The organism is Geobacillus jurassicus NBRC 107829, from assembly GCF_001544315.1.
Classification (GTDB): Bacteria; Bacillota; Bacilli; order Bacillales; family Anoxybacillaceae; genus Geobacillus; species Geobacillus jurassicus.
The window spans coordinates 1-24,584 of record NZ_BCQG01000052.1 but is presented as its reverse complement, the minus strand read 5'-3'; the positions used below and the strand labels follow the sequence as shown (position 1 = coordinate 24,584).

Genomic DNA, 24,584 nt, shown 5'->3' with positions numbered 1-24,584 from the left:
AGCGGCTGATTGAAGAAGTGAAGGAGTCGATCGAACAGCGGCGGGCGGTAATTTTGGAGAAGGCGTTTAAAGGGCAATTAGGGACAAATGATCCGAGCGAGAAAAGTATATTGGAAACATCCGATGATCTAAGTGAAAAAGACGTCATTCCGAAAGAACAATGGCCTTATGAGGTGCCGGGGAATTGGGTGTGGGTGAAATTTGGAGTTGTTGCCAAGTTATTTAATGGATATGCATTTAAAAGCACTGATTATTCTGATGAGGGTATACCAATAATTCGAATATCCGATTTAAATGGTATGGAAACAACTCCCGAAACCGCTGTTAGGGTTCCTAGGGAGCTCTACAATGAAAAGTTTTTGGTGCGCAAAGGCGACTTATTAATCGCAATGTCTGGGGCTACTACTGGGAAAATAGGTATATATAATTCGGACGAAATCGCTATGCAAAACCAACGCGTTGGAAATATCAAAACGATTAATGATAACATTTTATATGCAGCGTATAGAAATTATTTTGTGATTAGTTCCTCGACAGAAATTTCGAAATTGGCGTATGGTGGAGCACAGCCAAATATAAGTGGTGCTCTCATTGAAAGTCTGCCTTTCCCACTCCCCCCGCTAAACGAACAAAAACGCATCGCCGAGAAACTCGACAACTTATTAGAAAAATTAGAGAACGAAAAACAACTCGTTTTGGCAGTGGAGGAAAAGCTCGATTTATTAAAACAATCCGTTCTCCAGAAAGCCTTCCGCGGCGAGTTGGGGACGAATGACCCGAACGATGGACACGCGATGGAGTTGGTCAAAGAAGCGTTGCTCTCGTCAAGCGGACAGCGGTGACGCTGTTCGCTTGATCCAATCATGATTTTGCATTGTGGGGGATGGCGATGAAAATTTATGACGAGCCGTTGGCGATATCAGCGGATCAATGGCTGTCCATGCTAAACGATCGAAGTGTTTTCCATGAAGAGGATGTGGAATTGATTCGAACCTTATATTATTTCCCAGATTGCCGCGCATCGGGAAAAGAGTTAGCGCGCGTTTTAAACAAAGCGAGTCATTCCCCTTTCAACGCTCAAATAGGAAGGTTAGGAAAACGCATTGTTCGAAAACACCCGGTCTGTCCAAATTGCCATGCGATGTTGCATCGGGGGAATTTATCTATTGAAGAGCTGCAGAGGATTGTGGAAGCACGCAGAACGATTTCAGTTGCTCATGAACCAAACTGACGGTCAAATAAGCGCAGTGCTTTACAGATTTGGGGCTGAAGCCTTCTTTAAACATTGCCCCTAAATCACCATGGGGTGGGTTGAAATGCCTCCCAACCTTTCTGTCTCAAAGGATGAGAGGCATTTTGTCTGCCCGGCCACTGTCGAACCCGGTTGAATCAGAATGATCAAAAATGGCTTATTTTAGAAAGAAAAAGGGTGAATGTAAAACATATACATTTTTTGTTTTACCCGTTTGAATCAAGCGAGTTTTTTGGTGCAATCGTAAACTTTTGCACCATTTCTTGCAACGTTTCTGATACATTCGCCAATGAAGCGGCTGCTGACGCAATCTCTTCCATGGAAGCGAGTTGCTCTTCGGCGGAATGGGCCATTGTTTTGGACGTCTCCATCGTCTTTTCGGCTGTAGCGGCTAGTTCAGCAACGGCTGAATCCAGTTCTTGTATGCCTGCTGAAAGCTGCTGTACGGATGCTGATACGTCTTCCAATTGGGCTGAGATTGTTTTCGAGTTTGCTAAAATTGTGTTGAATTTCTCTGCTGTTTCTTGTGAAGCATCGATGCCGTCTTGAACATTTTGCATCACATCTTCCATGCTCGTTGATGTGTTCTCTACATCTTGATGGATACTGGACAACAAATGGGTAATTTGTTTTGTCGCTGCTTGCGTTTGTTCGGCCAATTTTCTCACTTCATCGGCCACGACGGCAAATCCCGCCCCATGTTCTCCTGCTCTCGCCGCTTCTATGGCGGCGTTTAAGGAAAGGAGATTCGTCTGCTCCGCGATTTGATGAATCGTGTGGACGACCGCTTCGATTTCTTTTGACCGCTCCTGCAACGTGTGAATCAGTTGTTCTGACCGGAGCACGGCTTGATGAATGTCCTGCATCTGCTCGGCATTTTTTTCTACAGATGTTTTCCCGTCTTCGGCTAAGTTTGTCATATGGACGGACAAGTGGGCGATGGCTGTCGTGCGCTCCGCGATTTGCGAGACGCCCTGCGTCATTTGCTCCATGGCGGCGGCGATTTCATCGGTTTGGCTGCTTTGGCTGTCCGCTCTGCTGGCGACTTCTTGGATGCCGACAGAAACTTGTTCAGTTGACAAGGCTGTTTGCTCCGCGCTCGCTGTCAGTTCCTCTGCAGCCGCGGCGACTTGCTCTGATGCATCCGCGACTCGGGTCAGCATTTGAGAAAGATCGTCTTTCATTTTGTTATAGCTTTCGACAATTTGTCCAATTTCATCACGAGTTCTGTCGTTGATGGCAACAGTAAAGTCTCCATTCCCTGCTCGCTGGAGGGCGCTAGAGACGGCGGCCAATCGAGCATGGATGCGACGCGAGAACCATATTGCGGCTGCTGATGCAATCACGAATATGATGACTGCAGAAAGGACCAATGTTTTCAAAAGGGAAGACACGGCTGTGTCCACATATGTTTGGGGAATCCCAACATAAAACATCCCGATAATTTCTCCGCGATCGTTTTTGATAGGCATATATGCAGCTTGATACCATTGATGTAAAATATTCACTTCACGGAAGAAGGTGTTCCCTTTCTTTAACACTTGTTCCACGACTTCTGGCGGCGCGGTTGTGCCAACAGCCCGTCGATGGTTCACGATAATGTTGGTGGCAACCCGTGTTTCATTTTGAAAGATCGTTGCCGTTCCGCCCGTTAGTTTTCCGATTTCGTCAACGAGTTGATTGTTGCCATTGATTTTCTCGCTTCCTTTATAAAGCGCTCCGTCTTTTACAATCCAACTCCCTTCATATTTTTCGTCAAGATAGCGATAGGCCAAGGAAAGACTGGATTTGACTCTTTCAAGCGTTTCTTTTTGGATTCCCTCTTTGATTTGGATGATGGCAGCAGCCGTCAAAGCAGCGGTTAATAGAATAATGATGCAAAAAATCAAAATATTGATCTTTGTTCCTAGCTTCAAGGTTTTCAATGAGTGCTCCTCCTCTCCATCCTTTGTCAGACATATCCATTATTATAACTAAGAAGAAGAAGGGGCATAAATAGTGTATCGTTCCTAATTTGCTTTTGCTGTCTTTCAAGGGAGACTCCCGTGACAAAAAATGTTGTCACCATCGGAAGGATGAAAATCCCCTTCTGTCGAATAGTCTCCTTGTAGCTGAGGTCATAAGGTCGTGGTATCTATGGTACGGAAAAGTCCGAAAGATAGACGAACCCCAGCAGCCTGGTGCACCACGGAATGTCGCTCCCTTTTGGGAAGCACGCAGGATAGGATAGATATAAGAAATTGCTTTGAGGTGGATAATGTAATGACGACTAATTTGTATTTTGTTAGGCATGCTCACTCTACATATACTCCAGACGAATTAGGAAGACCATTATCCGAACAAGGCTATCGTGATGCAAATACTGTAACCGAATTTCTAAAAACAGAAAATATACATCATGTTTATTCAAGTCCATATAAGCGGGCAATTCAAACAGTTGAAGGAATTGCTAAATACATAAATAAAGAGATTGTTGTAGTGGATGAATTCAAAGAAAGAGTTTTATCGGAGAAGCCTGTGATTGACTTTACAAGTGCCATTACAAAGGTATGGCAAGACTTTGACTTTTCATGGGAGGGTGGAGAATCAAATCGAATGGCTCAAAAAAGAGGTGTCAATGCGACAATACAATTATTAGAATACAATGACGGGAAAAACATTGTTATCGGTACGCATGGTAATATTATGGTATTAATCATGAATTATTTTGATAAAAAGTATGGATTCAACTTTTGGAAGGAACTTGGAATGCCAGATATATATAAATTGTCGTTTAATGGAAAAAGGATGGTGGATGTACAAAGAATTTGGAAATGACCCGAAGAAGATTATCAATAAGATAAGCAAAACTCCAAACGAAATGAGGATGTTTTAGGGTGAAATGCAGGTGAAACCGATTCGGAATCACTCCAAATACTCTGCCAATTTGACTTTGGCCAGGAATCCCCCACTTCCACGCGATCCGTGTAAGTGGGGAAACCTATGGATAAAGCGGATTGGTTTTGGGTTGTACCTCAAGAAACTGTCCTGACTAGACCGATCTCGGTTGCAAAGTGCGAAAGGGGCGTCATTCACGCCGCCCTATGCAATCTGCGAATGACAAAACTTGCAAGCAAAATGAGAATGACGGAACCGATCAGGGCTGGGATGATGTCAAATCCGCCGATGGTCGGCCCCCAGTTGCCAAAGAGCGCCGTTCCAAGCCAGGCTCCGATAAACCCGGCGATAATGTTGCCAATGATCCCTCCAGGAATATCGCGTCCTGTCAGAAGACCTGCCAGCCAACCGATGACGCCCCCGACGATTAAGCTCCAAAGAAACGACATGGATGATTCCTCCCTCAAATCATGAAAAGGCTTCTTTCGTATTTATATTGTGCGTCAAAAGGAGCAGCAATTATGCACGCAAAAGCCCCATCATACTTTATCGGCGCGCGTTCTCTGTTTTTGGCGTTTTGTCCGGGGACAGAGTTTTGGTTGCGTATTGGAAACCAATTGTGTTCATGATGACGGATAAATCGTTAGCTTCTCTTCCGCCTTCGTGCGCGGCCGAGCAGGGGGGATTTGATCCGGGATCGAAGAAGCCGAGATGCAAAAATCAAAGCCGCGCTTGACTCGCAGTCAAACGCGGCTTTCGGATGAAGGAAAACTAGCGAATGAATTCAAGCTGCTTGGCAAGATGGTGGAGTTTTTTCTCATGCTGGATGGTTTTGGACGCGAGGAAATGGACGGTTTCTTGCGTTTCTGTCAGCTCCACGCGCAAGCCAGCGAATTTTTGCTCGAGTCGGTCGAACCGCTCGTTCACCTCGGCGCGAAATTGCTGCATTTCCGCTCTCAGTTGGTTGGCGGTGTCTTGCATCTCCGCTCTCAGCTGATTAGCGGTGTCTTGGATTTCCGCTCTCAGCTGATTAGCGGTATCTTGGATTTCCGCTCTCAGCTGGCTTCCCATTTCGTCAATTTGGGTGCGGATGTCGCGGGAAAATATTTTCAGCGCCTCGACCACTTCTTTCACAACCGTATCGCGCTCCATGCTTGTTCACCTCCTCTTTTTTGATTATACAACGTGGAGCAGGGAAAGAAAACTACGTTTTGAACAAGCTTTTTCTCCGTTTTCATTTGATTGATCGTTGGCTCGAGTTGCGGCGTCGTGGGTGAGGTTGGAAAGTTCATGTCAATGATCATAGCGGCGTTTTGAGGGAACGGGTGGATCTGCCTCTTCGTTAATCAAAATATTTGTTTCTCGTTTATCACTTTTAGGAATTTATAATAAGTAATTACTTATTATAAAAATAATAAACTGTTATTTTACTTATCAATGGAAGGGACATATGATAAAAACAGTTATGTGATACCAATAGGGGGGATTAGAGTGGAGAAGCGAAAGATGGCTGTTTGGCAATATTCGACTGCCCATGAACAGGGGAAACGTTTTTGGTTAGGGGGAGTGGCCTTTACTTTTTTGGCGGCCGCCATTGGAATGGCATTGGCCTCCATACCTGGACTGGATCATTTAGGTCCGCTCGCTTGTGCCATTTTGCTTGCTGTGATGTATCGGCAACTGTTTGGCTATCCAGAAGCGATTCGACCGGGCATCCAATTTGTCTCGAAATATTTGTTGCGATTGGCCATTATGTTATTTGGTCTAAAGCTGAATATGGATGTTTTGATTCATCAAGGATGGGGGCTTGTCATTCGTGATGCGGCGGTCATTGTGTTTGCCATTCTCATGACGATTTGGGTTGGAAACATGTTGAAAGCAAGTCCTTCTTTATCCTTATTGCTGGGCATTGGAACAGGGGTATGCGGGGCGGCCGCGATTGCCGCCGTTTCTCCCATTTTAAAATCGAACGACGACGAAACGGCCATCTCAGTTGGAATGATTGCACTTGTCGGCACGGTGTTCTCGATCGCGTATACACTGATTCGTCCTGTTTTGCCCATTTCGTCTTTACATTACGGTATTTGGAGCGGGATGAGTTTGCATGAAATTGCCCACGTCGCGTTAGCGGGCGCTCCAGCTGGGCAGGATGCATTGGCTATGGCGTTGCTGGCAAAGTTAGGAAGAGTACTTTGGCTTGTGCCGCTCAGTTTTGTCCTCATTTATTGGAGAAGAAAAAAAGACGATGGCCAGGAGGGGGGAGAAACGAAAGTAGAATTTCCTTGGTTTTTGCTTGGATTTATAATGATGAGTTTGCTTGGCAGTTATGTGCTTGGAAACGCCATTCCTGTTTCTCAAAACGTCTTAAGCTATATCTCTTCCTTCACCTCATTTCTTTTGACGGCGGCAATGGTCGGCCTTGGATTGAATGTTGATTTGCGAAAATTGCGGACAAACGGATTGCGTCCTCTTCTTGCCATGTGTATTGTGTCTCTTTTATTGTCTTTTTTATCTTTTTTTATCGCTTAACGTTCAAGGAAAAAGACGGCCCGCAAACGCTGCCGGTCGTCTTTTTATTAGGGAGATGGGGGTTGTGGTGAATGGCTGATTGAAGGTTGGTGAGTACGTACTATGGTTAAAAACACCTCCATGGCTTTTGTATAAAACGGAGTTTTCGGTGTAACGAGAGAAAAGTGGCGAAAAAATGGTTCATCATTGATCGGGATGATTTTTAACGTGCCAAATGAAAGTTCTTTTTTTATTGTCCAGAGAGAGAGAAATGTCAGCCCCAAACCAGCTTCTACCGCTTCTTTAATGAGCTGTGTACTGCCGAATTCCATGATTGAAGACGGAAAGAAGTTGTGTTTGAGAAAAAATTCGTCCGTTGCTTTTCTTGTTCCAGATCCTGTTTCGCGAACGATCCATGTTGCGTTGCGGAGGTCGTCCATCCGTACGTTCTCTTTTTGGGCATACGGATGATGAACAGAAGCAACGACAACCATTTGATCTTTGGCAAATGGTTCGATATATACATTTTTTGGTTCGATATCCATTTCGATGATCCCTACATCCAGTTGATGGCTGCTTACCATTTCGACAATTTCATTCGAGTTCCCGATGGTGATCGTTGGTTTGATTAGTGGATAGTGTTGATGCAATTTTGCGATAATCTGTGGAAGAACATACTCGCCATAAGTGTAGCTGGCCCCAATAGACAGCTCCCCGCCGGCTCGATTCATTAAATCATCAAGCAGTTGATTCATGCGTGTATACAGTCCGAGTATTTCTTTCGCATAGTGATAAACAATTTCGCCGGCTTTATTCAATTTGACGTACTTGTTTGTCCTGTCCAGAAGTTTCGTATCGAATAATCGCTCTAGCGTTTGGATGTGCTGGCTGACAGCAGGCTGTGTCATATGCAGCTCCTCAGCTGCTTTCGTGAAGTTTCCTTTTTCCACTACTTTTACGAACACGTATAGCAACTGATCCAAGGTTGTCCCTCCAAACTTTGTTTGAATATACGCTTAGTTTATCATGCGTTTCGGTTAACGCCAATCCATTCATCTCCTGTTTTTCGGTGATTCAAGGAAAAGATCCATGGGCAACTTTTGCCCTCCACCCGGGCCTGAAAATCCCCCTCTTCTCCCGCAAAGAGCCGTTCCGCCAACCAGAACTGAAAGGCAGACAGGTTATACGAGATGCCTATCAAGTCATGATCCAAATGAATTCGTCACGGATTCAGGTTTTTCGTATTTCACCTAAATTTCACCTTCCTCCAGTAAAGTAATAAATCGATCACATCCTTGACATTATGCAGCAGTCATTTCGATGTAGGGGGGAAGCAGATTGAGAAAGAATTATGTGAAAATGGTGCTCGACTTGTCCATGGCGATTACGTTTGTGTTGTTAATGAATCCAAGGGTGTTCAACGGGTTGCCGTTTCATGAAATGGCGGGTTTAGTAATAGCAGTAGCTATTCTTATTCATATCGGGTTGAATTATCGCTGGGTGATCAACACGACGAAAAAAATTTTTGCTCCAAAACTCCCGCGAAAAACACGGTTCAGTTTTTTATTAAACATCTTGCTGCTTATTTCGATGACAACGGTCATTGTATCCGGAATTTTGATTTCGCGAGTCGTTTTTCCGAATCTTGCCATCGAAGGCAACCACTTTGTTCGCGGGATTCACGACCTTTCCGCCAATATGACGCTCGCATTAGTAGGTCTTCATATTGGCGTACATTGGCAATGGATTATGAGTACTTGTAAAAAGGCGTTTAAATCGAAAGAAGGAAAATGGAGAAAGGGCGTTATTGCCTCTGCTGTGCTGTCGCTTGCTGTCTTAGCCGGCGGAATGTATTGGATTTCATTAAACGTGAAGCCAAGCGAAGGGGATTTCAAACCGAAATTTGCTGAACAAAACGCCCCATCATTTGATGGAAAAACGGCTGGAACAATGCCAACGCCGCCGGACGGAGAGATACGGGACGGAAAATTCCGTAAAGAACGGGGAAGCAACAACCCGCTACTCGCCCTACTTACCTACTTTGCCATTTGGGCCGCGATCATCATCCCTACTTACTATCTTGAAAAACGAATGTTGAAAAATAAACGTGCAAAGGAAGCGAGTGTGTAAACTTGCTATTGCTAGGCTAGCAAAGTTATTTGTGGTAAACTAATGAGGGGGAGCACTGGGGAGGTGCTCTCCTTGTTTATTATGCGCATATAGAGAAGGAGGAATAAACCGATGAATAAAAAGTTTCCAGAAGGCTTTTTATGGGGAGGGGCGACGGCTGCCAATCAAATTGAAGGTGGATGGAATGAAGGGAATAAAGGCTTGAGTATTGCGGATGTTCTTCCCGGCGGGAAAGAACGACTAAAACTATTGAAAGAACCAGGTTTTACCTTTGAAATCGACAAAGAAAAATATAATTACCCAAACCATGAAGCGATTGACTTTTACCATCGGTATAAAGAGGATATTGCCTTGTTTGCGGAAATGGGGTTTAAAGCGTTTCGCATGTCGATTGCGTGGACGCGCATCTTCCCGAACGGCACGGAATCGGAACCGAATGAAGAAGGGCTTGCCTTCTATGATCGGGTGTTCGATGAGTTACATAAATACGGGATTGAGCCCGTCGTGACGATTTCCCACTATGAAATGCCGCTCCATTTGGCGAAAGAATACGGCGGCTGGCGCAACCGGGAGCTCGTGGCGTTGTTTGAACGTTACGCGAGAGCGATTTTTGAGCGTTACAAGGAGAAAGTGAAATATTGGATGACGTTTAACGAAATTAACGGCGCGCTCCATTTTCCGCTCATGAGCATGGGGTTTGTGCCGGAAAGCGAAGAGACGAAGTACCAGGAGCTGTTTCAAGCGTTCCATCATCAGTTTGTCGCCAGCAGCCTAGCGGTGAAGGCGTGCCGCGAGATCATTCCTGACGCAAAAATCGGCTGCATGATTCTCGCCGCCCCGGTGTACCCGTACGACTGCAATCCGGAAAACGTCATGCATGCGCTTGAAGAGGAGCGGCTGTTGAATTTCTTTTGCGCCGACGTTCAAGTGCGCGGCGAGTATCCGCCCTTTATCCAGCGCGTGTTCGATGAGCGCGGGGTGAAACTCGATATTCGCGAAGGGGATCTTGAACTGATCAAGGAGCATACGGTCGACTACATTGGCTTAAGCTACTATATGTCCGTGACGCAGAAAAAAGATAAAACGGATGATGAGCGGATTCTTGGCAATGTTTTTGATGGAGTGAAAAATCCATTCCTGAAAGCGAGCGACTGGGGATGGGAAATCGACCCTACAGGGTTGCGCATCATTTTAAACCGGTTGTATGATCGATATCGCGTGCCGCTTTTTATTGTAGAAAATGGGCTGGGAGCGTATGACAAAGTGGAAGAAGACGGCTCGATTCACGACGATTACCGGATCGATTATTTGCGTCGGCATATTGAAGCTGCGCGCGAAGCGATCGCCGATGGCGTCGACTTGCTCGGCTATCTCGTATGGGGCTGCATCGATTTAGTAAGCGCGTCAACTGGCGAGTTTTCGAAACGGTACGGGTTGATTTACGTCGATAAACATGATGATGGCAGCGGGACATTGGAGCGGAAAAAGAAAAAGTCGTTCTATTGGTATCAAAACGTCATTGCGACGAATGGAGAACAAATATGAGACAAAAGGAGGCAGATGATCATGAACATCGTCGCTCTTGTCGGCAGCTTGCGGAACGAATCGTATAACCGGAAATTGGCGGAGTTTATGCGAGAACGGTACAAAGACAAATTCCAATTGGACATTGCCGATATAGGCGCTTTGCCGCATTACAATCAAGACGATGAGCTCGATCCACCGGATGTCGTGGCGGCATTCAAGCGGCAAGTGGCGGACGCGGACGGGGTTTTGATCGTGACGCCGGAGTACAACTGGTCCGTTCCCGGCGTGTTGAAAAACGCGTTAGACTGGCTGTCGCGTGTTGACAAAGTGTTGGTCAATAAACCAGTGATGATTGCCGGAGTATCGACAGGGATGATGGGAACAATCCGAGCCCAGCTTCATTTGCGCCAAATCTTGCAAAGCCCGGGGCTGGCTGCGAAAGTGTTGCCGCCTGCCGGGAACGAGGTGCTAGTGAATGTTGCGAACCAAAAGTTTGACGAAGCGGGAAATCTCGTTGATGTTGCGACGATTGAATTTTTGGATCAAGTGATCGAGCGGTTTATCCAATGGATAGGGCGCTAACGGCGGTGGGCTTCTTGCCTTCATGGATGGAAGGCTTGCTATCGTTTATATCGCGCGAAACAAGGATGTCCCTTGGCTTTGGGGCATCCTTGTTTTGTGAAATCCGCCTGCCGTCAACACCGCCCGCTTCCAGCCTAGCAAGCTGCGTTCGCCGGAGAATGCACGATGCCTCCCGAAAATGGACGCCTGTACAGTCAGAGGAATTTCGCCGAGCATCCAATACAACAGGGGATAGGGAAAAAAGGAGTGGATCATATTGGTTATTGTAGCAGCAACAAACGACCGTTATGCACAACCTTTACCGCTCCCATCGGCATAAGCGCTTGGATGTTGACCGTTAAGGAGGTGGTGTGATTGTTTGAGCGTATATCGATTCTGATTCCGTACAAACCTGATAATGGGATTCGGGATATCAATTTCAATTGGATTAAAACCTTTTACGAAATGATGATTCCCGAAGCGGAAATTTGCGTCGGGGTTTCTACCGATGAGCCGTTTAACCGGGCGCGGGCGATTAATTTGGCGGCCAAACAGGCGACCCGAGGCATATTCGTGATTGTCGATGGCGATATTTTTTGCGATCCCGAAGTGATGAAGGATGCGCCATGGGTCATCCCTTTCCGGAAAATCGTCGGAATCTCCGAGGAAAACTCAAAACATCTCGTGAGTGCGCCCCCAACTTGGCCGGTTGAGGTGACGGACTTTGACATCATCCATACGTCACCGTTCACTTATGTTGGCGGATTCAACGTCATCCCCCGCGAGCACTTTTTGGCGGTCGGCGGATTTGATGAACGGTTTTCCGGATGGGGAGGGGAGGATGATGCGTTTAGCAGCGCCGTGAATACGTTGTGCGGCCATTATAAGCGGCTCGAGCACACGATTTATCACTTATGGCATCCGGTCGTCGGCTACGAAAACAACCTCGCATAGCGGATCATCGTAAGCATGCCTGTTTTCTGCAAAGAAAAAATACAGAGTTTTGCAAGGAAAAGTGCAGAGAATTACAACTTGACATGGAGCCTCTGGGGGCGTGATTAAAAAGCCAGGAATCCAGCAATATCAAGGGCTGGCTATGCCTAAAAAGGCTATCACGCCCCCCACTCCATGTCAAGTTGGCCTAAGCCAAATTCTCTGCAGATCTCTGTATTTTTATTTTGCAATAAACAAGCATGCCGCCCATTCCCTCCATTGCATGTGCGTTCGTTGTATGGTGAGGTTTATGACAGTGAAAGACCCAATTTCCCGGGTTGTTGGCCAAAAATTCGATGTTCCATGTTTCTCCTGGCGCTACATTAATCGTGTTTCGTTTTAATCTTGCCATCATAGGAATCGGATTTCCGTCAACCGCGGTGACAATAAAATCATGCCCGTGAAAATGCATCGGATGAGAATCCATACTTAAATTGCCAAGGCGAATACGGACGCGTTCGCCATATCGGACAAATAAAGGAGCGGTATCAGGATAGGCTTTGCCGTTAATTGTGAAAAAATTAAACATCATTGACATTGGATCGATGTCATATATATTTGAAGCCGATTGTTTGGAAGGATGATCATTCATTGGATGGCTGCTAGTTTGCTGATGCATCTCCATCTGCACAGCCCACTCTTGAAGCAACAGAACATAATCGCGGTCCACAGGTTCTTCGTATATGCCGCGCGAAATAAGCATGCCTGCTAATCCCATTAACTCTTGTTTTGCATCATGGACATGGCTGTGGTACATAAACGTTCCTGACTGTTGGATGCGAAATTCATACGTAAAACTTTCTCCCGGTTGGATAATTGGGCTGCCCCCAGGGCCGGGTACGCCGTCCATTCGGTTGGAAACAATTAATCCGTGCCAATGGACGGATGTCGCTTCTGGCAAACGGTTTTCGACTGTAATTTGAACATAGTCCCCTTGATTGACAAGAATCGTCGGCCCGGGAATACTTCCGTTGTATCCATACCCGCGGATTTTAATTCCGTTTACCAACTCATGCACGACCGGTTCCGCCCGCAAGTGAAATTGTTTTACCCCGTTTTTGAGAACCCGAAATGGCGCATCTTTTACATTGGGCGTGATAATAGGCGTTTGAGGATTTCCCGGCAAGTAACCATGCATTCCATCTTCCCCCTTTAGAGAAGGTATCACAATTTCATCATATGCTGCGGCATGTGTGGATAGTCGTTTTATGAACAGAATACATGCAGGTGTAAATACAAAAAGCTGTAATCGGATGACACGCTCTCTGTTTTCGTTCAAGCTCAGCCGGTATGTTCACTGACATGGACTAACCTGTTATTTGCACACATATATGTGTACAAATAAACATTTGCAGGAGGGATCATCCGTTGCCGATGTTATTCACTGGGGGGATCGCGGCGGTTTTGTCTTTCATTGTGATTGCTTTCATCTTTATCAAAAGGAAGAAAATCACATGCATGGCTGGAATGATGGCGGCGATGGCGTTAGGAATGTTGGCTGGGCTGACAGGCGGCCTGCTGGCTGGGATTTCTTACAACGGCAATCTCTTTTTGTCAACCATTTTAGGAATGGCTTTCGGGTTTTTAGCTGGATTTTTAGCCGGGATGCCGATTAGCATCATGGCCATCATCGACGGTGTTTTATCAGGAGTCATGGGCGGCATGATGGGAGCGATGTTAGGAGAAATGATTGCGCCTGAATATCGGGATTCTACGGTTCACATCATGCTTGTTCTATTTGTTGGAATGGCTTGTATTGTTCTATACATGCTTCAACAAGAAACGGGGTTTAACCGTGTGTTTTTGATAAATAAACTATTCCATAATCCGCTATGGTTAGCAATCGTCCTTCCGCTGTTTTTCTATTTGTATAACCATTTATACAATGAATTTTCTCGATCTTCTAATCTTCCGATAACGAATCCGCCTATGAACCATTTTATGGAGGGCCACAACCAAACTGCATCTCCGTTAAGCATCGAAACAAAGGGGAAAAAGGTAGTGGTTGAAGCGACTGAATTTTATTACTTTCCTGAGAGTTTGCAACTGACTGTAGGACAGCCTGTTACCTTAATTCTGAAAAATAGCGGTCAAATGGAACACGATATCGAATTCGAAAATATGAAGATTTTGTTACAGCAGAATGACCATGGAAACCATGCAGAAAATGCGGGCGTTCATGTTCATTCCTTGCCGGGGAAAACAGCCGAGGTGACGTTCATACCAATCGAAAGCGGTGTGTTTCGATTTTATTGTACGGTTCCAGGGCATAAAGAATCTGGTATGGTTGGATTTGCGAAAGTTTCATAAGATGATGGCTGCCGAGACCTTCTCGGCATTTGTTTTGACCAATAGAAGGCGTGGCGACTAAAAGGGAAATGAACTTTTGTGAAAGCCTTGACAAATATTTGTAGGTTTTTATCAATATTTTCTCCACACTTTTTCTCTATTCTGAAAGTAAAGCAAAAGGGGAGATGATGAAAACGTTGTGGATCAATTTTTGGCTGCATCAAGTGTGAATGTGGGAGTATTGGTAAATGCTAAAGGTGAGGAAAAGGGTGCTTGGAGTTCCAATTAGATTTTTCATTCAAGTCAGGTGAAAAAGAAATGGATGATTTATGACATAAATGGTTAGCGATAGGTGAGAATTATTTTTAGATCATGCAGGAGGTGATGAGGATGATGGGCGGGATGATGAGTGGCTGGGGGATGATGGGGTTTGGCATTCTCGGCTGGTTTCTTAATTTGCTTGCCATTGGATTGGTAGTGTATTTTGCAGTAAAACTCGCATTGCGCGATAAACGCTGATCGATTCACCTCTTATTTCACGCACCTCCCTATATTAGAGATGGCAAGGAGGGGAAATCTTATGTTGAATCGACGAGAGTTTCTTAGCAGGTCGTTAAAGGGGGCGGCTGGACTGCTGGCTGTTTCGGTATTGCCTGCAGGACTGGCTGCTTGCAGCAACGATAAGAAAACGGTCAATACAAGTTCAATGGCTAATCTCGGTCCTCTAAGCGAATTAGAAAAAGGAGAATTCCCCAAAAAGGTGCCGTATAAAGTCACCATAAAAGATGCATGGACCAAACAGGAAAGGGAAGGGTTTGTCTACATTAACAAAAATGAAGATGGTTCCTTACTCATTATGTCCCCGATTTGCACCCATCTAGGGTGTACCGTTGGAGATGCTGAGGAGAACATGCAGAAAGCAGGCATCCGCTTTTTATGTCCGTGCCACGCGGGGCAATATGACGAATACGGTATCAATGTGGGGGGGCCGCCGCCAAGGCCGTTAGATATATTTGACGCTTATATTCAGGATGGCAATGTTTATATTGCTGTACTGAGCCCGAGAAAAAGAGAAAAATAAAAAAGACTAAAGGGATGCTGTCACAACAAAAATGAAAATCAGAAGAAAATCCCCTTGTTTTTTCATAATTCCGTAAATAGAAAAGAAAAAGCAGCAGGCTGAAAAATTCAACCTGCTGCTTTTTATTTATGGCATGATGCTGATCCCGTTCGGAATTTCGCCTACTTGAATCGTTTTGATTACTTTGCTTTGCTCTTTATCAATGACACTCACCGTGTTGTCAAACATATTGGTGACGAAAACATATTTTTGATTCGGACTTGTGACAACTCCGTGCGCTCCTTTGCCTGTTTCAATTGTGGCAACTACTTGTTTCGTTTTTATGTTTATTTTGCTTACGGAATGAGACGGTGCATCTTTCGTCCCTTGATTGGCTACATAAGCAAATGTATCGTCAGGATCCATGTACACTTGGGCTGGTCCCCGACCGACCGGAACTTTTTCCACTTTACCGCTTGCTAAGTCAACAATGGCGAGGGCATTCTCTGCATTTAACGTTACGGCTAATGTTTTACCGTCCGAAGTAATACCGGTTGTTACAGGAGTAGACCCTACTTTTATTTTCTTTTCTTCTTTCATCGTTTCTAAATTGAGGATACTGACGCTATCTTCTCCCATGTTGGCAATATACGCATAACGACTATCTTTAGAGATCCGGAAACCATGCGGACCTTTTCCAGTTGGAATTGTTTGGATGACTGAGTAGCTCGCCATATCAATGACTGAAACGTTATTGTCTTCATTATTGGTAACGAGAGCGTACTTTCCATTTTCGGTGAAAACGATATGAGCAGGGTGATTCCCTACTTCCACTTTCTTTATTAATTCGTCCGTTTCTGTATTATAAAACAACGCCATTCCTTTCATATCCATTGATTGATCATTTCCATGTTGCATTTCCGGAACTAACGTAGCGCCGAGAATTTTTCCGTCAGGAGAAACTTGGACGTTATGAACCGCACCGTCTACTTTGATTGTTGCGACCACTTGATTCGTTTCTACATCAATTTTTGAAATACTCCCGCCTTCATTAGCAGTAAAGTAATATTTTTTCGTTTCTTTTCTTTGTTCTTTTTTGGTGGCTGCGGCCTGTTTGTTTTCACCTAAAGTAGTGTTACTTTTTTGAGAATTCGCTCCGCAACCTCCTAAAACAAACATAAACATCGTCAATAAGATTAACAACGCAATGATCGTTTTACGCATCAAGTATTTCCTCCTTTTGCTTTATTGTGTCTGAAGACATGATATTGGCAAAAATATTTAGTCGCTGTGACGAATTTCACAATAAAAATAAAATTTCTTAAAATAGTTACAGTTTATTGAAATTCATAAATTCTGCAAATCGCTTGGTTATGATGTATGGATTGCTCAAAATGATCATAAGAGAGAGTGGAATAATCAAAAGTTAGGGGAATTTTCCTTAAAACGCTTAAATTTGCCCAATATCTCTCAGTCAATAAAGGAAACCATTGCTCTCATTGATGTCATTTGGTTGGACAAAAAAGAAAGAATTGTTGGTGCATTTGAGGTTGAAAAAAATACATCTATCGTTGCTGGTCAACAAGAAGCATGAAGCGAAACGACAGTCCACTATGGAGCCGTGTGCGGCGTCGACAAATCAAAACCGTGATGAAAACAATCATCTTTTTTACAGTTAAATGCGTTCATCAGGATTCAGGTGTCACCTAATTTTCTGAATTTCTCCATAGAATCTCCATGTTTTATTTTTAACATGATCATAAAAGAAAGAAAAATGTATAATTTTTTCATGGAGGGGAAATTATGGAGGGGGATAAATATATTTCTAGCACCCATAACAAAAATCATCACCATGACCAACATCATCACCACGATCATCATCACGCTCACCATCAAGAGAAACATTCATGCCATCACGAATCCAACACTTTCAGTTCTAGTTCAATACACTTGAATACATCACATCAGACACAAGAGGGAGAAAAACACGAAAATGATGAACAATTGTATCGAAAACTAATGAAAAAATGGTGGTTTGCCGGAATATTGTCGGTTCCTATTATATTGGTATCTTATCCAGATTTTTTTCCAATCATAAGAAATTTGCTGCCTATGGGAAGCAGTCAACTCTGGTTTAGCAGGTTGCTCATGGCAGTAGCAGCCTTAATCGTGATGATTTATAGCGGAAGCCAGTTTTTCATTGGGGCATGGGAAGGATTAAAACAACGTTCAGCCAATATGCATACACTGATTGCCATCGGGATCAGTGCGGCATGGATTTATTCGGTTGTCGCCTTGCTTTGGCCAGACTTATTTCCAGATCCATCGATGGCGGAAGTATATTACGATGTTTCAACGGTTGTCACTGCGTTAGTTGTATTAGGAATGGCGATGGAAGAAAAAGCGAAGGGCAAATCATCTGAAGCGATTAAAAGACTCATTGGTTTACAACCTAAGACGGCTCGGGTGTTAAAAGACGGAGTGGAAACAGAAATTCCTGTATCGCAAATTCAGATCGGAGATATCGTTGTTGTACGGCCCGGTGAGAAGATACCGGTGGACGGAATCATTCTTGACGGAAGTTCAGCCGTTGATGAATCGATGTTGACCGGCGAATCGTTGCCTGTACAGAAAGTTCAAGGAGACGAAGTATTTGGCGGTACGATGAATAAAACAGGGAGCTTTACATTTCAGGTGACAAAGTCGCCGGATGATACCGCATTATCTAATATCATCAACATGGTGAAGCAAGCTCAAGGCTCCCGCATCCCTGTCCAACGAATTGTTGATAAAGTTTCTGCGATTTTTACTCCGAGTGTAATCATTTTAGCTATCATTGGGTACTTAATTTGGTTTAATTTCGGTCCTTCACCTTCAAGTATGTATGCTCTAATTGTTTTAGTGACGACGCTCATTATTGCCTGTCCTTGTGCATTAGGAATGGCCACTCCTATGTCTTTAACAACCGGGATAGGTAAAGGAGCGGAAAACGGGATTCTCATCCGTTCCGGTGAAGCGCTGCAAATCGCCCAGAAATTAACGACCATCGTTTTAGATAAGACGGGTACGATCACCATGGGCAAACCTTCGTTAACGGATGTGATCCCTGTTGGTTCTCTCAAAGAAAAAAAATTAATTTATTTCGCAGCAACGCTTGAACAAGGATCGGAACATCCGTTAGCAGGTGCAATACTTGAAGCAGCTAAAGAGAAAAATATATTGCTGGGAAAAACCGAGAATTTTGAAGCTATACCGGGGCATGGGGTGCAAGGATGGATTGATGACCACCATGTTCTATTCGGAAACTTGAAACTCATGAAGAAAGGCAACATTGCAACAGAAGCTTATATACAACATGCCGAAAGATTGGCGGACGAAGGAAAAACACCTATGTTTCTGGCGATTGATGGAAAACCGGAAGGAGTCATCTCCGTAGCGGATACGGTGAAACAAGATTCTTTAGAGGCAATTACAGCAATGAAAAACATCGGATTAGAGGTAATCATGGTTACGGGGGATAACGAACGAACGGCGCGTGCAATCGCGAAGAAGGTAGGGATTACCAATGTCATCTCCGATGTGCTCCCGCAGAACAAAGCAGAAATTGTCCGGAAACTGCAAGCAGCTGGGAAAAAAGTAGCGATGGTGGGAGATGGAATCAATGATGCCCCGGCACTTACGCAGGCAGATATCGGAATGGCAATCGGAACCGGTACGGATGTAGCGATTGAAGCGAGTGATATTACCCTTGTTAAAGGAAGTTTAAAATCGGTAGTGCAGGCGATTCAAATTAGTCGGGCAACGATGAGAAATGTATATCAAAATTTAATTGGCGCGTTCATTTATAATGCACTAGGCATCCCAATCGCTCTTGGCGCGCTTTATCCATTGACTGGTTCGTTATTGTCTCCGCTTGTAGCTGCAGCGGCAATGGCGTTTAGCTCTGTTACTGTTGTGGCAAACGCCAATCGCCTGAAACGTTTTAAACCAAAGGAGGTATGATTGATGGATATGACTCCGATTATCGTTAATGTGAGTGGGCTACTCCTTATTGTTTTCGTTGCTTGGTTTTTCTGGGGTCCTAAAAAGGGCGGATACAAAGCTACCTTCACCCCATCTGGATATCAAGAAGCAGAAATAATCGTCAAAGGTGGTTATACTCCTCATATTGTTGTAGTAAAAAAAGGAAAGCCGGTGAAGTTTCAATTTATTCGAAAAGAGGAAAACTCTTGTTCGGAAATGGTTGTATTTCCTGAATTCAACAAAAGTGCGGTTCTCCCTGTTGGGGAAAAGGTGACGGTTGAATTTCTGCCAAAAGAAAGCGGGGAATATTCGTTTCAATGTCAAATGGGGATGTATCGCGGGAAAGTAGTTGTCCAGGATTAAAAGATGACATAGTGGTTTTTTCATAAAAGGTAAACTAAGCGGAAGAGGAGAGAGACGGAATGAATTGGGCTAATTTTTTAATATTGTTACTGTGTCCTTTAATGATGCTATTTTGTATGAGAGGACATAAGCATCATAAGCATCATGATCATCACTCTTCTGATCATCATTCCATCAAGGAATTACAGGATCAGATTACACAATTACAGGCAGACAATGAACGATTAAAGGAACAATTAAAAAGTAAATGAGTGGTGAGAAGTGTGTACTAAAAGTGCTCGCTTTTAGTACACACTTGGCTTTTTTGTTATATTACTGTAGATGAGCAAATTCACTAACATAAATTGACAACCAAATAAAAAAGGAGACATGAACCCGACTCCTTGGGTAAAATAGATGTGCTCAAAACCCATTCACACAAGGAGGTTCATGTCTCATGAATCAATTAGCACATCATCAAGGAATCTACAAGTTTTTCTTAGCGTTGGGATTGGCGCTGCATTTCTCGAAACCGGTTCTGAAACATCTCGTTCATATTGTGGATGCGTTGACCACTAAGGGATTCTCGGGAACGCTGACGGACTTTCATCACTGGAGCTTTCATCCGAATCATCGAACGACGCTCAGTCACTTTTTCACGAAAAGCCCTTGGAACGAGGAAAGGCTGCTTGAGAAGCTTCAAGAGTGGATCCTTTGCCGGGTCGAACGCCTAACCAAACGGAAGAATCAGCCCCTTTTCATTTCGATCGATGATACGATTTGCCAAAAAACGAAGCCTTCGTCACGGGTGCGCACGCCATTCAAGGGTGCGATTGGCATGACTCGCAAAAGGATCATCAATCGGTCTGGGGGCATTCGCTCGTTTGGCTGATGGTGCACACCTTCACGCAGGCGTTCCCATTTGCGATGATGTATAAAATTTTGTGTAACACATTTTGCTAGACCAAAAAGAAAAAGGTAGGGTATTCTCTGATTGAACGAAAAACATTCCAGAGAAAGGAGAACCCTACCTATGTCTAAAAGTATATCGAATATGGACTGGGCAAATCAACTGGAAAATGCCATTCGTCAGTTTGTGAAAGAAAAATTAGAGCTGATTATGCGGGAAGAAATCAAAAATTTCCTCGAAATCGAACAGGAAGACACATCCAATATGAGAAACGGCTGCTATCAACGAAATCTAGATGCGCAATATGGCCGGATTGAGGGGCTTTTGGTCCCAAGAGACCGAAATGGAGAATTTCAAACGCAGTTGTTTGCTCCTTATCAACGCCACACGGGATGGCTGGAGGAAGCTATCATTCGGATGTATCAAAGCGGCATGAGCACCCGGGAAATTGGCAAGTTTATCGAACGAATTCTAGGAAAAGCCTATTCTCCTGCGACGATCAGCCGTATTACCGATGTCGTAAAGGAAGATATCGAAAAATGGCGCAGCCGTCCACTATCCAAGCGTTATTCGGTCTTATATTTAGACGGTTTGTACGTGAAACTTCGCCGCGATACGGCAGAGAAAGAAGCCATTTATGGGTGTTAGGGGTGAACGAAGAAGGGTATCGCGAAATTCTTGATTTCTTTGTAGGAGGGCAAGAAAGCGCCTATGGATGGCGGGAAATCCTTCAGAACCTTTGCCAAAGAGGCGTCAAGGAAGTGCTTCTGGGCGTATTTGATGGTCTTCCGGGGCTGGAGGAAGCTTTTCGGGCCGTTTATCCGAAAGCGGATGTGCAGCGTTGTGTCGTTCACAAAGTTCGCAGCACCCTAAATCGTGTTCGGAAAAAAGACCAATTCGAAATGGCGGAAGATTTGAAACTCATTTATCGATCTCCGAATAAAAAAACGGCATTGGAGATGTTTCAACAATTTGAATCGAAATGGTCAAGCAAGCATCCGAGAGAAGTCCAATCTTGGGCCAATGAGTTGGATGTTCTCCTCACATTTATGGACTATCCGAACAGTATTCGAAGTGTAATTTACACGACGAATGCGATTGAACGAACAATCAAGGAGATTCGGAAACGTCTAAAGCCGATGAACAGTTTGAATAGTTTAGAAGCCGCGGAAAAAATCGTGTATTTGACCATTCAAGATTTTAATGAGAAATGGGCAGAGCGAAAGTTGTGAGGATTTGCCGAAGCGCAGGAAGCCCTCCAGCGAATGTTTGAAGAACGTTACAATTAACCAAATACTGTAAATAACAAAGTAAGGGGATTCTCCCTTTCCGCACAGGAGACAGAATATTCTGTCTCCTGTGCGGAGGAAACCGACTCTTATCTATTCCAAATCCATTCAGAGATACCCTATCTATCTTTCATTACACAAAATTCTTGACGGTACCATTTATCCTGTAAAACAAAAAATACTCTAAATTAAAGGATGGTTTCAATCAGAAGTTGAATTTTTTGAAGCGAAGAAGTATCGATCTCGCATCGGGTCAGTCTATCGATGGGTAATAAACAAAAATTTAAAACGGTTTATAGCGGCAATAAAAGATAAACAACACATTCTTTTTTACGCATTTGTTTGTTATTATATAGAGGAATAATGAGCTCTTATAAAGAAGGGACAAACGTGCGAAAAAATTCGTTTAAATTGGGGTTATTATTTTTTGTCTTTGTGTTAGGAATCGAAACGGTTTTATTTGCGTCGTTATATGTGACACTTGTGAACGCTAGAATTAATGAAGAATTTGAGCAGCTGTTGGCAAGGGGGAACAATCATCGTGATGTATTGGAGTAGAGCTGTTTTCTCAAAAATCCGAACAGGGTATTTAGCCGAGAGCAACTGATATCGTGACATTATGGGGGTATAACGCCAGTACAGAAGAACGGACAATCGATTCTCATGTTAAAAATATTCGGGAGAAGCTCCGCCAAGCCGGTTTTCCAATCGATCAATTTCTGCAAACCGTTTGGGGTGTAGGATGTAAATGGAGGGGATAAGGTAAAAAAAATGGAAGAGAAGCTCGTTACACTATTTCATACATATGAAAGCGTTGCTTATCTCATCAGTATTGCAATCAATATCGTGATCAGTATTTTAGGCGTTGTACCGAGCGTATTTCTCACTGCAGCTAACTTGGCGGTATTCGGTTTTTGGAAAGGCACCTTTTTATCGTTTGTAGGGGAAGCTGTTGGGGCGATTGTTTCGTTCATGTTGTATCGAAAAGGTTTTCGCAAACTTTCGGAAACGAAATGGTTTTCCTATCCGAAAGTCAAACGTTTGCTTGAGGCAGAAGGGGTAGAAGCCTTTTCGCTTGTTTTGTCTTTGCGTCTTCTTCCTTTTGTTCCGTCGGGACTTGTGACGTTTGTGGCAGCGATTGGCCACACCTCCCTACTGATCTTTATCATTGCCAGCTCGCTTGGAAAGCTGCCAGCATTGCTGTTAGAGGCATATTCGGTTTATCAAGTGATGAATTGGACATGGCAAGGGAAAGTAATATCGATATTTCTGTCTGTTCTTTTATTTATATTTACTTGGAAGAAAATCACTCGAAAAAAGGCTCAAGCTAACAAAACTTAAAGGGATTTATGAAGAAGTGACAAAGAAGTTGTTCATATCACTATTGAGAGAAACAAACGCCATACATTTTGCAAATGTTTCTGTTATAAAATGTACAATGTCTACATCATACACAAAAAGGGGAATCAACCATGACAAAAATGACGAGAGCAATGATCATTACATCTGCCATTCTTCTTTTAAGCGCTTGTTCATCATCCAACGAAAAAGAGCAGGCTTTTATCACGAGCAAAGAACAGGCAAAATCGAATGTATCTGTTACCAATAATCCTTTCTTTAAAGAAAAAAAGGAAGGGAAGATCGAACATTTGCATGGAGTTGGTTATGCAGGCAATCAAAATGCGGTTTACTTTGCTACTCATGAAGGGTTGCTCGTTTACCAAGACAATAAGTGGTATGAAACGGTTTCCAATAAACATGATTATATGGGCTTTTCGGCTACGGACGACGGCTTTTATTCATCAGGGCATCCGGAAGAAGGTTCATCGTTAGGAAATCCACTTGGTCTTGTGAAAAGTTTTGATAATGGACAAACATTAATGAATTTAGGATTTTATAAAGAATCTGATTTTCATTATATGACAGTTGGCTATAAAAGCCATACCATTTATATTGTGAACCAAGAAGAAAACAAAACGCTCGGACAAGGGGTATTTTACAGTAAAGACGACGGCAAAACGTGGTCGCCAAGTCAATTGAACGGCCTGCCGCAAACGGCAGCGGGAACGATCGCTGCCCACCCAACGGATGAAAATATGGTTGGAATTAGTACATCTGAAGGAATTTTTGTTTCAAGAGATAATGGGAATACGTTTGAACGGTTCACTCGAAAAATCAATACGACGACGTTTGCGTTCCAAGAAAAATCCATTTTATTTGCAGCTGTAGAGAACAATAAGTCTATCCTAATCAAACAATCATTAGACACAAAACAAGAGGAAGTTCTTTCTGTTCCTGCGTTGGATGAAAAAGATCATATTATGTATATCACCTCTAATCCAGCAAATGACAAGGAAATGGTGATCGCTACGATGAACGGGGATATTTTCATGACAAAAAATAACGGTGAAAGCTGGACAAAACTAGCATCGAAAGGGAAAATATAAAAAGACATGCGGGCGCATGTCTTTTTGTTTGCCTAAAAATATATCGCTCCACAATTTTTGCAAAATTCACTTCTACAATGTAAGTAACGGATGGAGAGGGTGAGAAGAAGAGTGTATTCATTCCTAAGCCAAATCAGCAACCTGCTAAGCCAGCCGTTTCTCAATATGGCCAACAGCACAACAGCGCTTCCTGTTTTGTCAGCGTTTCTTCTTGGCATAGTCGGAGCGATGGCTCCGTGCCAACTGACTAGCAACTTGGGAGCGATCACGTTGTACAGCAACCAATCTCTGCAAAGGGGGATCGCTTGGAAAGAACTGCTTTTATTTATTTTCGGAAAGATCATCGCTTTTTCCGGGTTAGGCTTGATCGTCTGGC

The 24,584-nt window shown here is 43.8% G+C and carries 24 protein-coding genes and 4 pseudogenes; 22 read left to right on the top strand and 6 right to left on the bottom strand.

What is annotated here, in order from left to right; all coding sequences use genetic code 11:
- Together GJ1_RS14010 and GJ1_RS18420 are read left to right on the top strand one after the other, a co-directional pair.
- Nucleotides 1-842: restriction endonuclease subunit S (locus tag GJ1_RS14010; RefSeq protein WP_174520125.1), on the top strand; the 842-nt coding region annotated here is incomplete at its 5' end.
- Nucleotides 843-889: 47 nt separating this feature from the next.
- Nucleotides 890-1,231, top strand: a complete 342-nt coding sequence (locus GJ1_RS18420; RefSeq protein ID WP_044743662.1) for a hypothetical protein — start codon at nucleotides 890-892, stop codon at nucleotides 1,229-1,231.
- Between the two features lie 227 nt (nucleotides 1,232-1,458).
- Here the strand turns inward: GJ1_RS18420 and GJ1_RS14005 are convergent, their stop codons facing one another.
- Nucleotides 1,459-3,177: a methyl-accepting chemotaxis protein gene (locus tag GJ1_RS14005; protein WP_044743661.1), complete on the bottom strand. Its 1,719-nt coding sequence runs from the start codon at nucleotides 3,175-3,177 to the stop codon at nucleotides 1,459-1,461.
- Nucleotides 3,178-3,514: 337 nt separating this feature from the next.
- Here GJ1_RS14005 and GJ1_RS14000 point away from each other — a divergent pair, with 337 nt between their 5' ends.
- Complete coding sequence (locus GJ1_RS14000) at nucleotides 3,515-4,069, top strand: histidine phosphatase family protein (protein ID WP_044743660.1); 555 nt, start codon at nucleotides 3,515-3,517, stop codon at nucleotides 4,067-4,069.
- A gap of 254 nt (nucleotides 4,070-4,323) precedes the next feature.
- Here the strand turns inward: GJ1_RS14000 and GJ1_RS13995 are convergent, their stop codons facing one another.
- Together GJ1_RS13995 and GJ1_RS13990 are read right to left on the bottom strand one after the other, a co-directional pair.
- Nucleotides 4,324-4,578: a GlsB/YeaQ/YmgE family stress response membrane protein gene (locus GJ1_RS13995; protein ID WP_044732007.1), complete on the bottom strand. Its 255-nt coding sequence runs from the start codon at nucleotides 4,576-4,578 to the stop codon at nucleotides 4,324-4,326.
- A gap of 322 nt (nucleotides 4,579-4,900) precedes the next feature.
- Nucleotides 4,901-5,281, bottom strand: a complete 381-nt coding sequence (locus GJ1_RS13990; protein WP_066233641.1) for a hypothetical protein — start codon at nucleotides 5,279-5,281, stop codon at nucleotides 4,901-4,903.
- Between the two features lie 354 nt (nucleotides 5,282-5,635).
- Here GJ1_RS13990 and GJ1_RS13985 point away from each other — a divergent pair, with 354 nt between their 5' ends.
- Nucleotides 5,636-6,658: a YeiH family protein gene (locus GJ1_RS13985; RefSeq protein ID WP_066233638.1), complete on the top strand. Its 1,023-nt coding sequence runs from the start codon at nucleotides 5,636-5,638 to the stop codon at nucleotides 6,656-6,658.
- Nucleotides 6,659-6,705: 47 nt separating this feature from the next.
- Here the strand turns inward: GJ1_RS13985 and GJ1_RS13980 are convergent, their stop codons facing one another.
- Complete coding sequence (locus tag GJ1_RS13980; RefSeq protein ID WP_066233635.1) at nucleotides 6,706-7,620, bottom strand: LysR family transcriptional regulator; 915 nt, start codon at nucleotides 7,618-7,620, stop codon at nucleotides 6,706-6,708.
- A 376-nt stretch (nucleotides 7,621-7,996) separates the two neighbouring features.
- On the opposite strand from GJ1_RS13980, the gene GJ1_RS13975 reads away from it, so the two are divergent.
- The 4 genes from GJ1_RS13975 to GJ1_RS13960 all read left to right on the top strand — a co-directional run bounded on the left by GJ1_RS13975 (nucleotide 7,997) and on the right by GJ1_RS13960 (nucleotide 11,809).
- Nucleotides 7,997-8,767, top strand: coding sequence for a DUF4405 domain-containing protein (locus GJ1_RS13975; protein WP_066233653.1), 771 nt, complete (start codon nucleotides 7,997-7,999; stop codon nucleotides 8,765-8,767).
- Nucleotides 8,768-8,878: 111 nt separating this feature from the next.
- A complete protein-coding gene (locus tag GJ1_RS13970) occupies nucleotides 8,879-10,312 on the top strand; it encodes a glycoside hydrolase family 1 protein (protein ID WP_066233633.1) in 1,434 nt (477 codons plus the stop codon).
- A gap of 21 nt (nucleotides 10,313-10,333) precedes the next feature.
- Nucleotides 10,334-10,876, top strand: coding sequence for an NADPH-dependent FMN reductase (locus GJ1_RS13965; protein ID WP_066233630.1), 543 nt, complete (start codon nucleotides 10,334-10,336; stop codon nucleotides 10,874-10,876).
- A 354-nt stretch (nucleotides 10,877-11,230) separates the two neighbouring features.
- Entirely contained in the window at nucleotides 11,231-11,809 is a 579-nt protein-coding gene (locus tag GJ1_RS13960) for a galactosyltransferase-related protein (protein WP_066233628.1), read from the top strand.
- A gap of 187 nt (nucleotides 11,810-11,996) precedes the next feature.
- Here the strand turns inward: GJ1_RS13960 and GJ1_RS13955 are convergent, their stop codons facing one another.
- Entirely contained in the window at nucleotides 11,997-12,986 is a 990-nt protein-coding gene (locus tag GJ1_RS13955; RefSeq protein ID WP_066233625.1) for a multicopper oxidase family protein, read from the bottom strand.
- A 236-nt stretch (nucleotides 12,987-13,222) separates the two neighbouring features.
- Between GJ1_RS13955 and GJ1_RS13950 the strand changes: the two genes are divergently transcribed.
- The 3 genes from GJ1_RS13950 to GJ1_RS13945 all read left to right on the top strand — a co-directional run bounded on the left by GJ1_RS13950 (nucleotide 13,223) and on the right by GJ1_RS13945 (nucleotide 15,218).
- On the top strand, nucleotides 13,223-14,158 hold the full coding sequence (locus GJ1_RS13950; protein ID WP_066233650.1) for a cupredoxin domain-containing protein: 936 nt from the start codon (nucleotides 13,223-13,225) through the stop codon (nucleotides 14,156-14,158).
- A 369-nt stretch (nucleotides 14,159-14,527) separates the two neighbouring features.
- Entirely contained in the window at nucleotides 14,528-14,656 is a 129-nt protein-coding gene (locus GJ1_RS19300) for a hypothetical protein (protein ID WP_275651066.1), read from the top strand.
- 61 nt (nucleotides 14,657-14,717) lie between these two features.
- On the top strand, nucleotides 14,718-15,218 hold the full coding sequence (locus GJ1_RS13945; protein WP_066233622.1) for a QcrA and Rieske domain-containing protein: 501 nt from the start codon (nucleotides 14,718-14,720) through the stop codon (nucleotides 15,216-15,218).
- 126 nt (nucleotides 15,219-15,344) lie between these two features.
- Here GJ1_RS13945 and GJ1_RS13940 read toward each other — a convergent pair whose 3' ends face one another.
- Nucleotides 15,345-16,421, bottom strand: a complete 1,077-nt coding sequence (locus tag GJ1_RS13940) for a YncE family protein (RefSeq protein ID WP_066233620.1) — start codon at nucleotides 16,419-16,421, stop codon at nucleotides 15,345-15,347.
- Nucleotides 16,422-16,536: 115 nt separating this feature from the next.
- On the opposite strand from GJ1_RS13940, the gene GJ1_RS19515 reads away from it, so the two are divergent.
- From GJ1_RS19515 to GJ1_RS13890, 11 genes and pseudogenes are all read left to right on the top strand, one after another.
- Nucleotides 16,537-16,791 (top strand): type II restriction enzyme NmeDI-related protein, encoded by a 255-nt coding sequence (locus GJ1_RS19515; RefSeq protein ID WP_505665858.1) that lies wholly within the window; start codon nucleotides 16,537-16,539, stop codon nucleotides 16,789-16,791.
- 209 nt (nucleotides 16,792-17,000) lie between these two features.
- Nucleotides 17,001-19,199, top strand: a complete 2,199-nt coding sequence (locus tag GJ1_RS13930; RefSeq protein ID WP_245629397.1) for a copper-translocating P-type ATPase — start codon at nucleotides 17,001-17,003, stop codon at nucleotides 19,197-19,199.
- Between the two features lie 3 nt (nucleotides 19,200-19,202).
- Nucleotides 19,203-19,583 (top strand): cupredoxin domain-containing protein, encoded by a 381-nt coding sequence (locus tag GJ1_RS13925; protein WP_245629395.1) that lies wholly within the window; start codon nucleotides 19,203-19,205, stop codon nucleotides 19,581-19,583.
- Between the two features lie 59 nt (nucleotides 19,584-19,642).
- On the top strand, nucleotides 19,643-19,834 hold the full coding sequence (locus tag GJ1_RS13920) for a DUF2933 domain-containing protein (RefSeq protein ID WP_066233614.1): 192 nt from the start codon (nucleotides 19,643-19,645) through the stop codon (nucleotides 19,832-19,834).
- Between the two features lie 185 nt (nucleotides 19,835-20,019).
- Nucleotides 20,020-20,489 (top strand): annotated as a pseudogene (locus GJ1_RS13915) (transposase family protein); the annotation flags it as partial.
- A gap of 106 nt (nucleotides 20,490-20,595) precedes the next feature.
- A pseudogene (locus GJ1_RS13910) lies at nucleotides 20,596-21,704 on the top strand (IS256 family transposase).
- Between the two features lie 447 nt (nucleotides 21,705-22,151).
- A pseudogene (locus tag GJ1_RS19095) lies at nucleotides 22,152-22,316 on the top strand (two-component sensor histidine kinase); the annotation flags it as partial.
- 9 nt (nucleotides 22,317-22,325) lie between these two features.
- Nucleotides 22,326-22,522, top strand: a pseudogene (locus tag GJ1_RS17970) (winged helix-turn-helix domain-containing protein); the annotation flags it as partial.
- Nucleotides 22,523-22,532: 10 nt separating this feature from the next.
- Entirely contained in the window at nucleotides 22,533-23,102 is a 570-nt protein-coding gene (locus tag GJ1_RS13900; RefSeq protein ID WP_066233609.1) for a TVP38/TMEM64 family protein, read from the top strand.
- 131 nt (nucleotides 23,103-23,233) lie between these two features.
- A complete protein-coding gene (locus tag GJ1_RS13895; RefSeq protein WP_066233607.1) occupies nucleotides 23,234-24,208 on the top strand; it encodes a F510_1955 family glycosylhydrolase in 975 nt (324 codons plus the stop codon).
- A gap of 111 nt (nucleotides 24,209-24,319) precedes the next feature.
- The coding region (locus GJ1_RS13890; protein WP_174520123.1) for an urease accessory protein UreH domain-containing protein at nucleotides 24,320-24,584 on the top strand (265 nt) is incomplete at its 3' end.

Excerpts from the sequence above, each read along its gene's own strand:
- GJ1_RS18420 (WP_044743662.1), top strand. The coding sequence starts at position 890 with ATGAAAATTTATGACGAGCCGTTGGCGATATCAGCGGATCAATGGCTG.
- GJ1_RS14000 (WP_044743660.1), top strand. The coding sequence starts at position 3,515 with ATGACGACTAATTTGTATTTTGTTAGGCATGCTCACTCTACATATACT.
- GJ1_RS13995 (WP_044732007.1), bottom strand. The coding sequence starts at position 4,578 with ATGTCGTTTCTTTGGAGCTTAATCGTCGGGGGCGTCATCGGTTGGCTG.
- GJ1_RS13990 (WP_066233641.1), bottom strand. The coding sequence starts at position 5,281 with ATGGAGCGCGATACGGTTGTGAAAGAAGTGGTCGAGGCGCTGAAAATA.
- GJ1_RS13985 (WP_066233638.1), top strand. The coding sequence starts at position 5,636 with ATGGCTGTTTGGCAATATTCGACTGCCCATGAACAGGGGAAACGTTTT.
- GJ1_RS13975 (WP_066233653.1), top strand. The coding sequence starts at position 7,997 with ATGGTGCTCGACTTGTCCATGGCGATTACGTTTGTGTTGTTAATGAAT.
- GJ1_RS13970 (WP_066233633.1), top strand. The coding sequence starts at position 8,879 with ATGAATAAAAAGTTTCCAGAAGGCTTTTTATGGGGAGGGGCGACGGCT.
- GJ1_RS13965 (WP_066233630.1), top strand. The coding sequence starts at position 10,334 with ATGAACATCGTCGCTCTTGTCGGCAGCTTGCGGAACGAATCGTATAAC.
- GJ1_RS13955 (WP_066233625.1), bottom strand. The coding sequence starts at position 12,986 with ATGCATGGTTACTTGCCGGGAAATCCTCAAACGCCTATTATCACGCCC.
- GJ1_RS13950 (WP_066233650.1), top strand. The coding sequence starts at position 13,223 with ATGTTATTCACTGGGGGGATCGCGGCGGTTTTGTCTTTCATTGTGATT.
- GJ1_RS19300 (WP_275651066.1), top strand. The coding sequence starts at position 14,528 with ATGATGGGCGGGATGATGAGTGGCTGGGGGATGATGGGGTTTGGCATT.
- GJ1_RS13945 (WP_066233622.1), top strand. The coding sequence starts at position 14,718 with ATGTTGAATCGACGAGAGTTTCTTAGCAGGTCGTTAAAGGGGGCGGCT.
- GJ1_RS13940 (WP_066233620.1), bottom strand. The coding sequence starts at position 16,421 with ATGCGTAAAACGATCATTGCGTTGTTAATCTTATTGACGATGTTTATG.
- GJ1_RS13930 (WP_245629397.1), top strand. The coding sequence starts at position 17,001 with ATGGAGGGGGATAAATATATTTCTAGCACCCATAACAAAAATCATCAC.
- GJ1_RS13925 (WP_245629395.1), top strand. The coding sequence starts at position 19,203 with ATGGATATGACTCCGATTATCGTTAATGTGAGTGGGCTACTCCTTATT.
- GJ1_RS13920 (WP_066233614.1), top strand. The coding sequence starts at position 19,643 with ATGAATTGGGCTAATTTTTTAATATTGTTACTGTGTCCTTTAATGATG.
- GJ1_RS13900 (WP_066233609.1), top strand. The coding sequence starts at position 22,533 with ATGGAAGAGAAGCTCGTTACACTATTTCATACATATGAAAGCGTTGCT.
- GJ1_RS13895 (WP_066233607.1), top strand. The coding sequence starts at position 23,234 with ATGACAAAAATGACGAGAGCAATGATCATTACATCTGCCATTCTTCTT.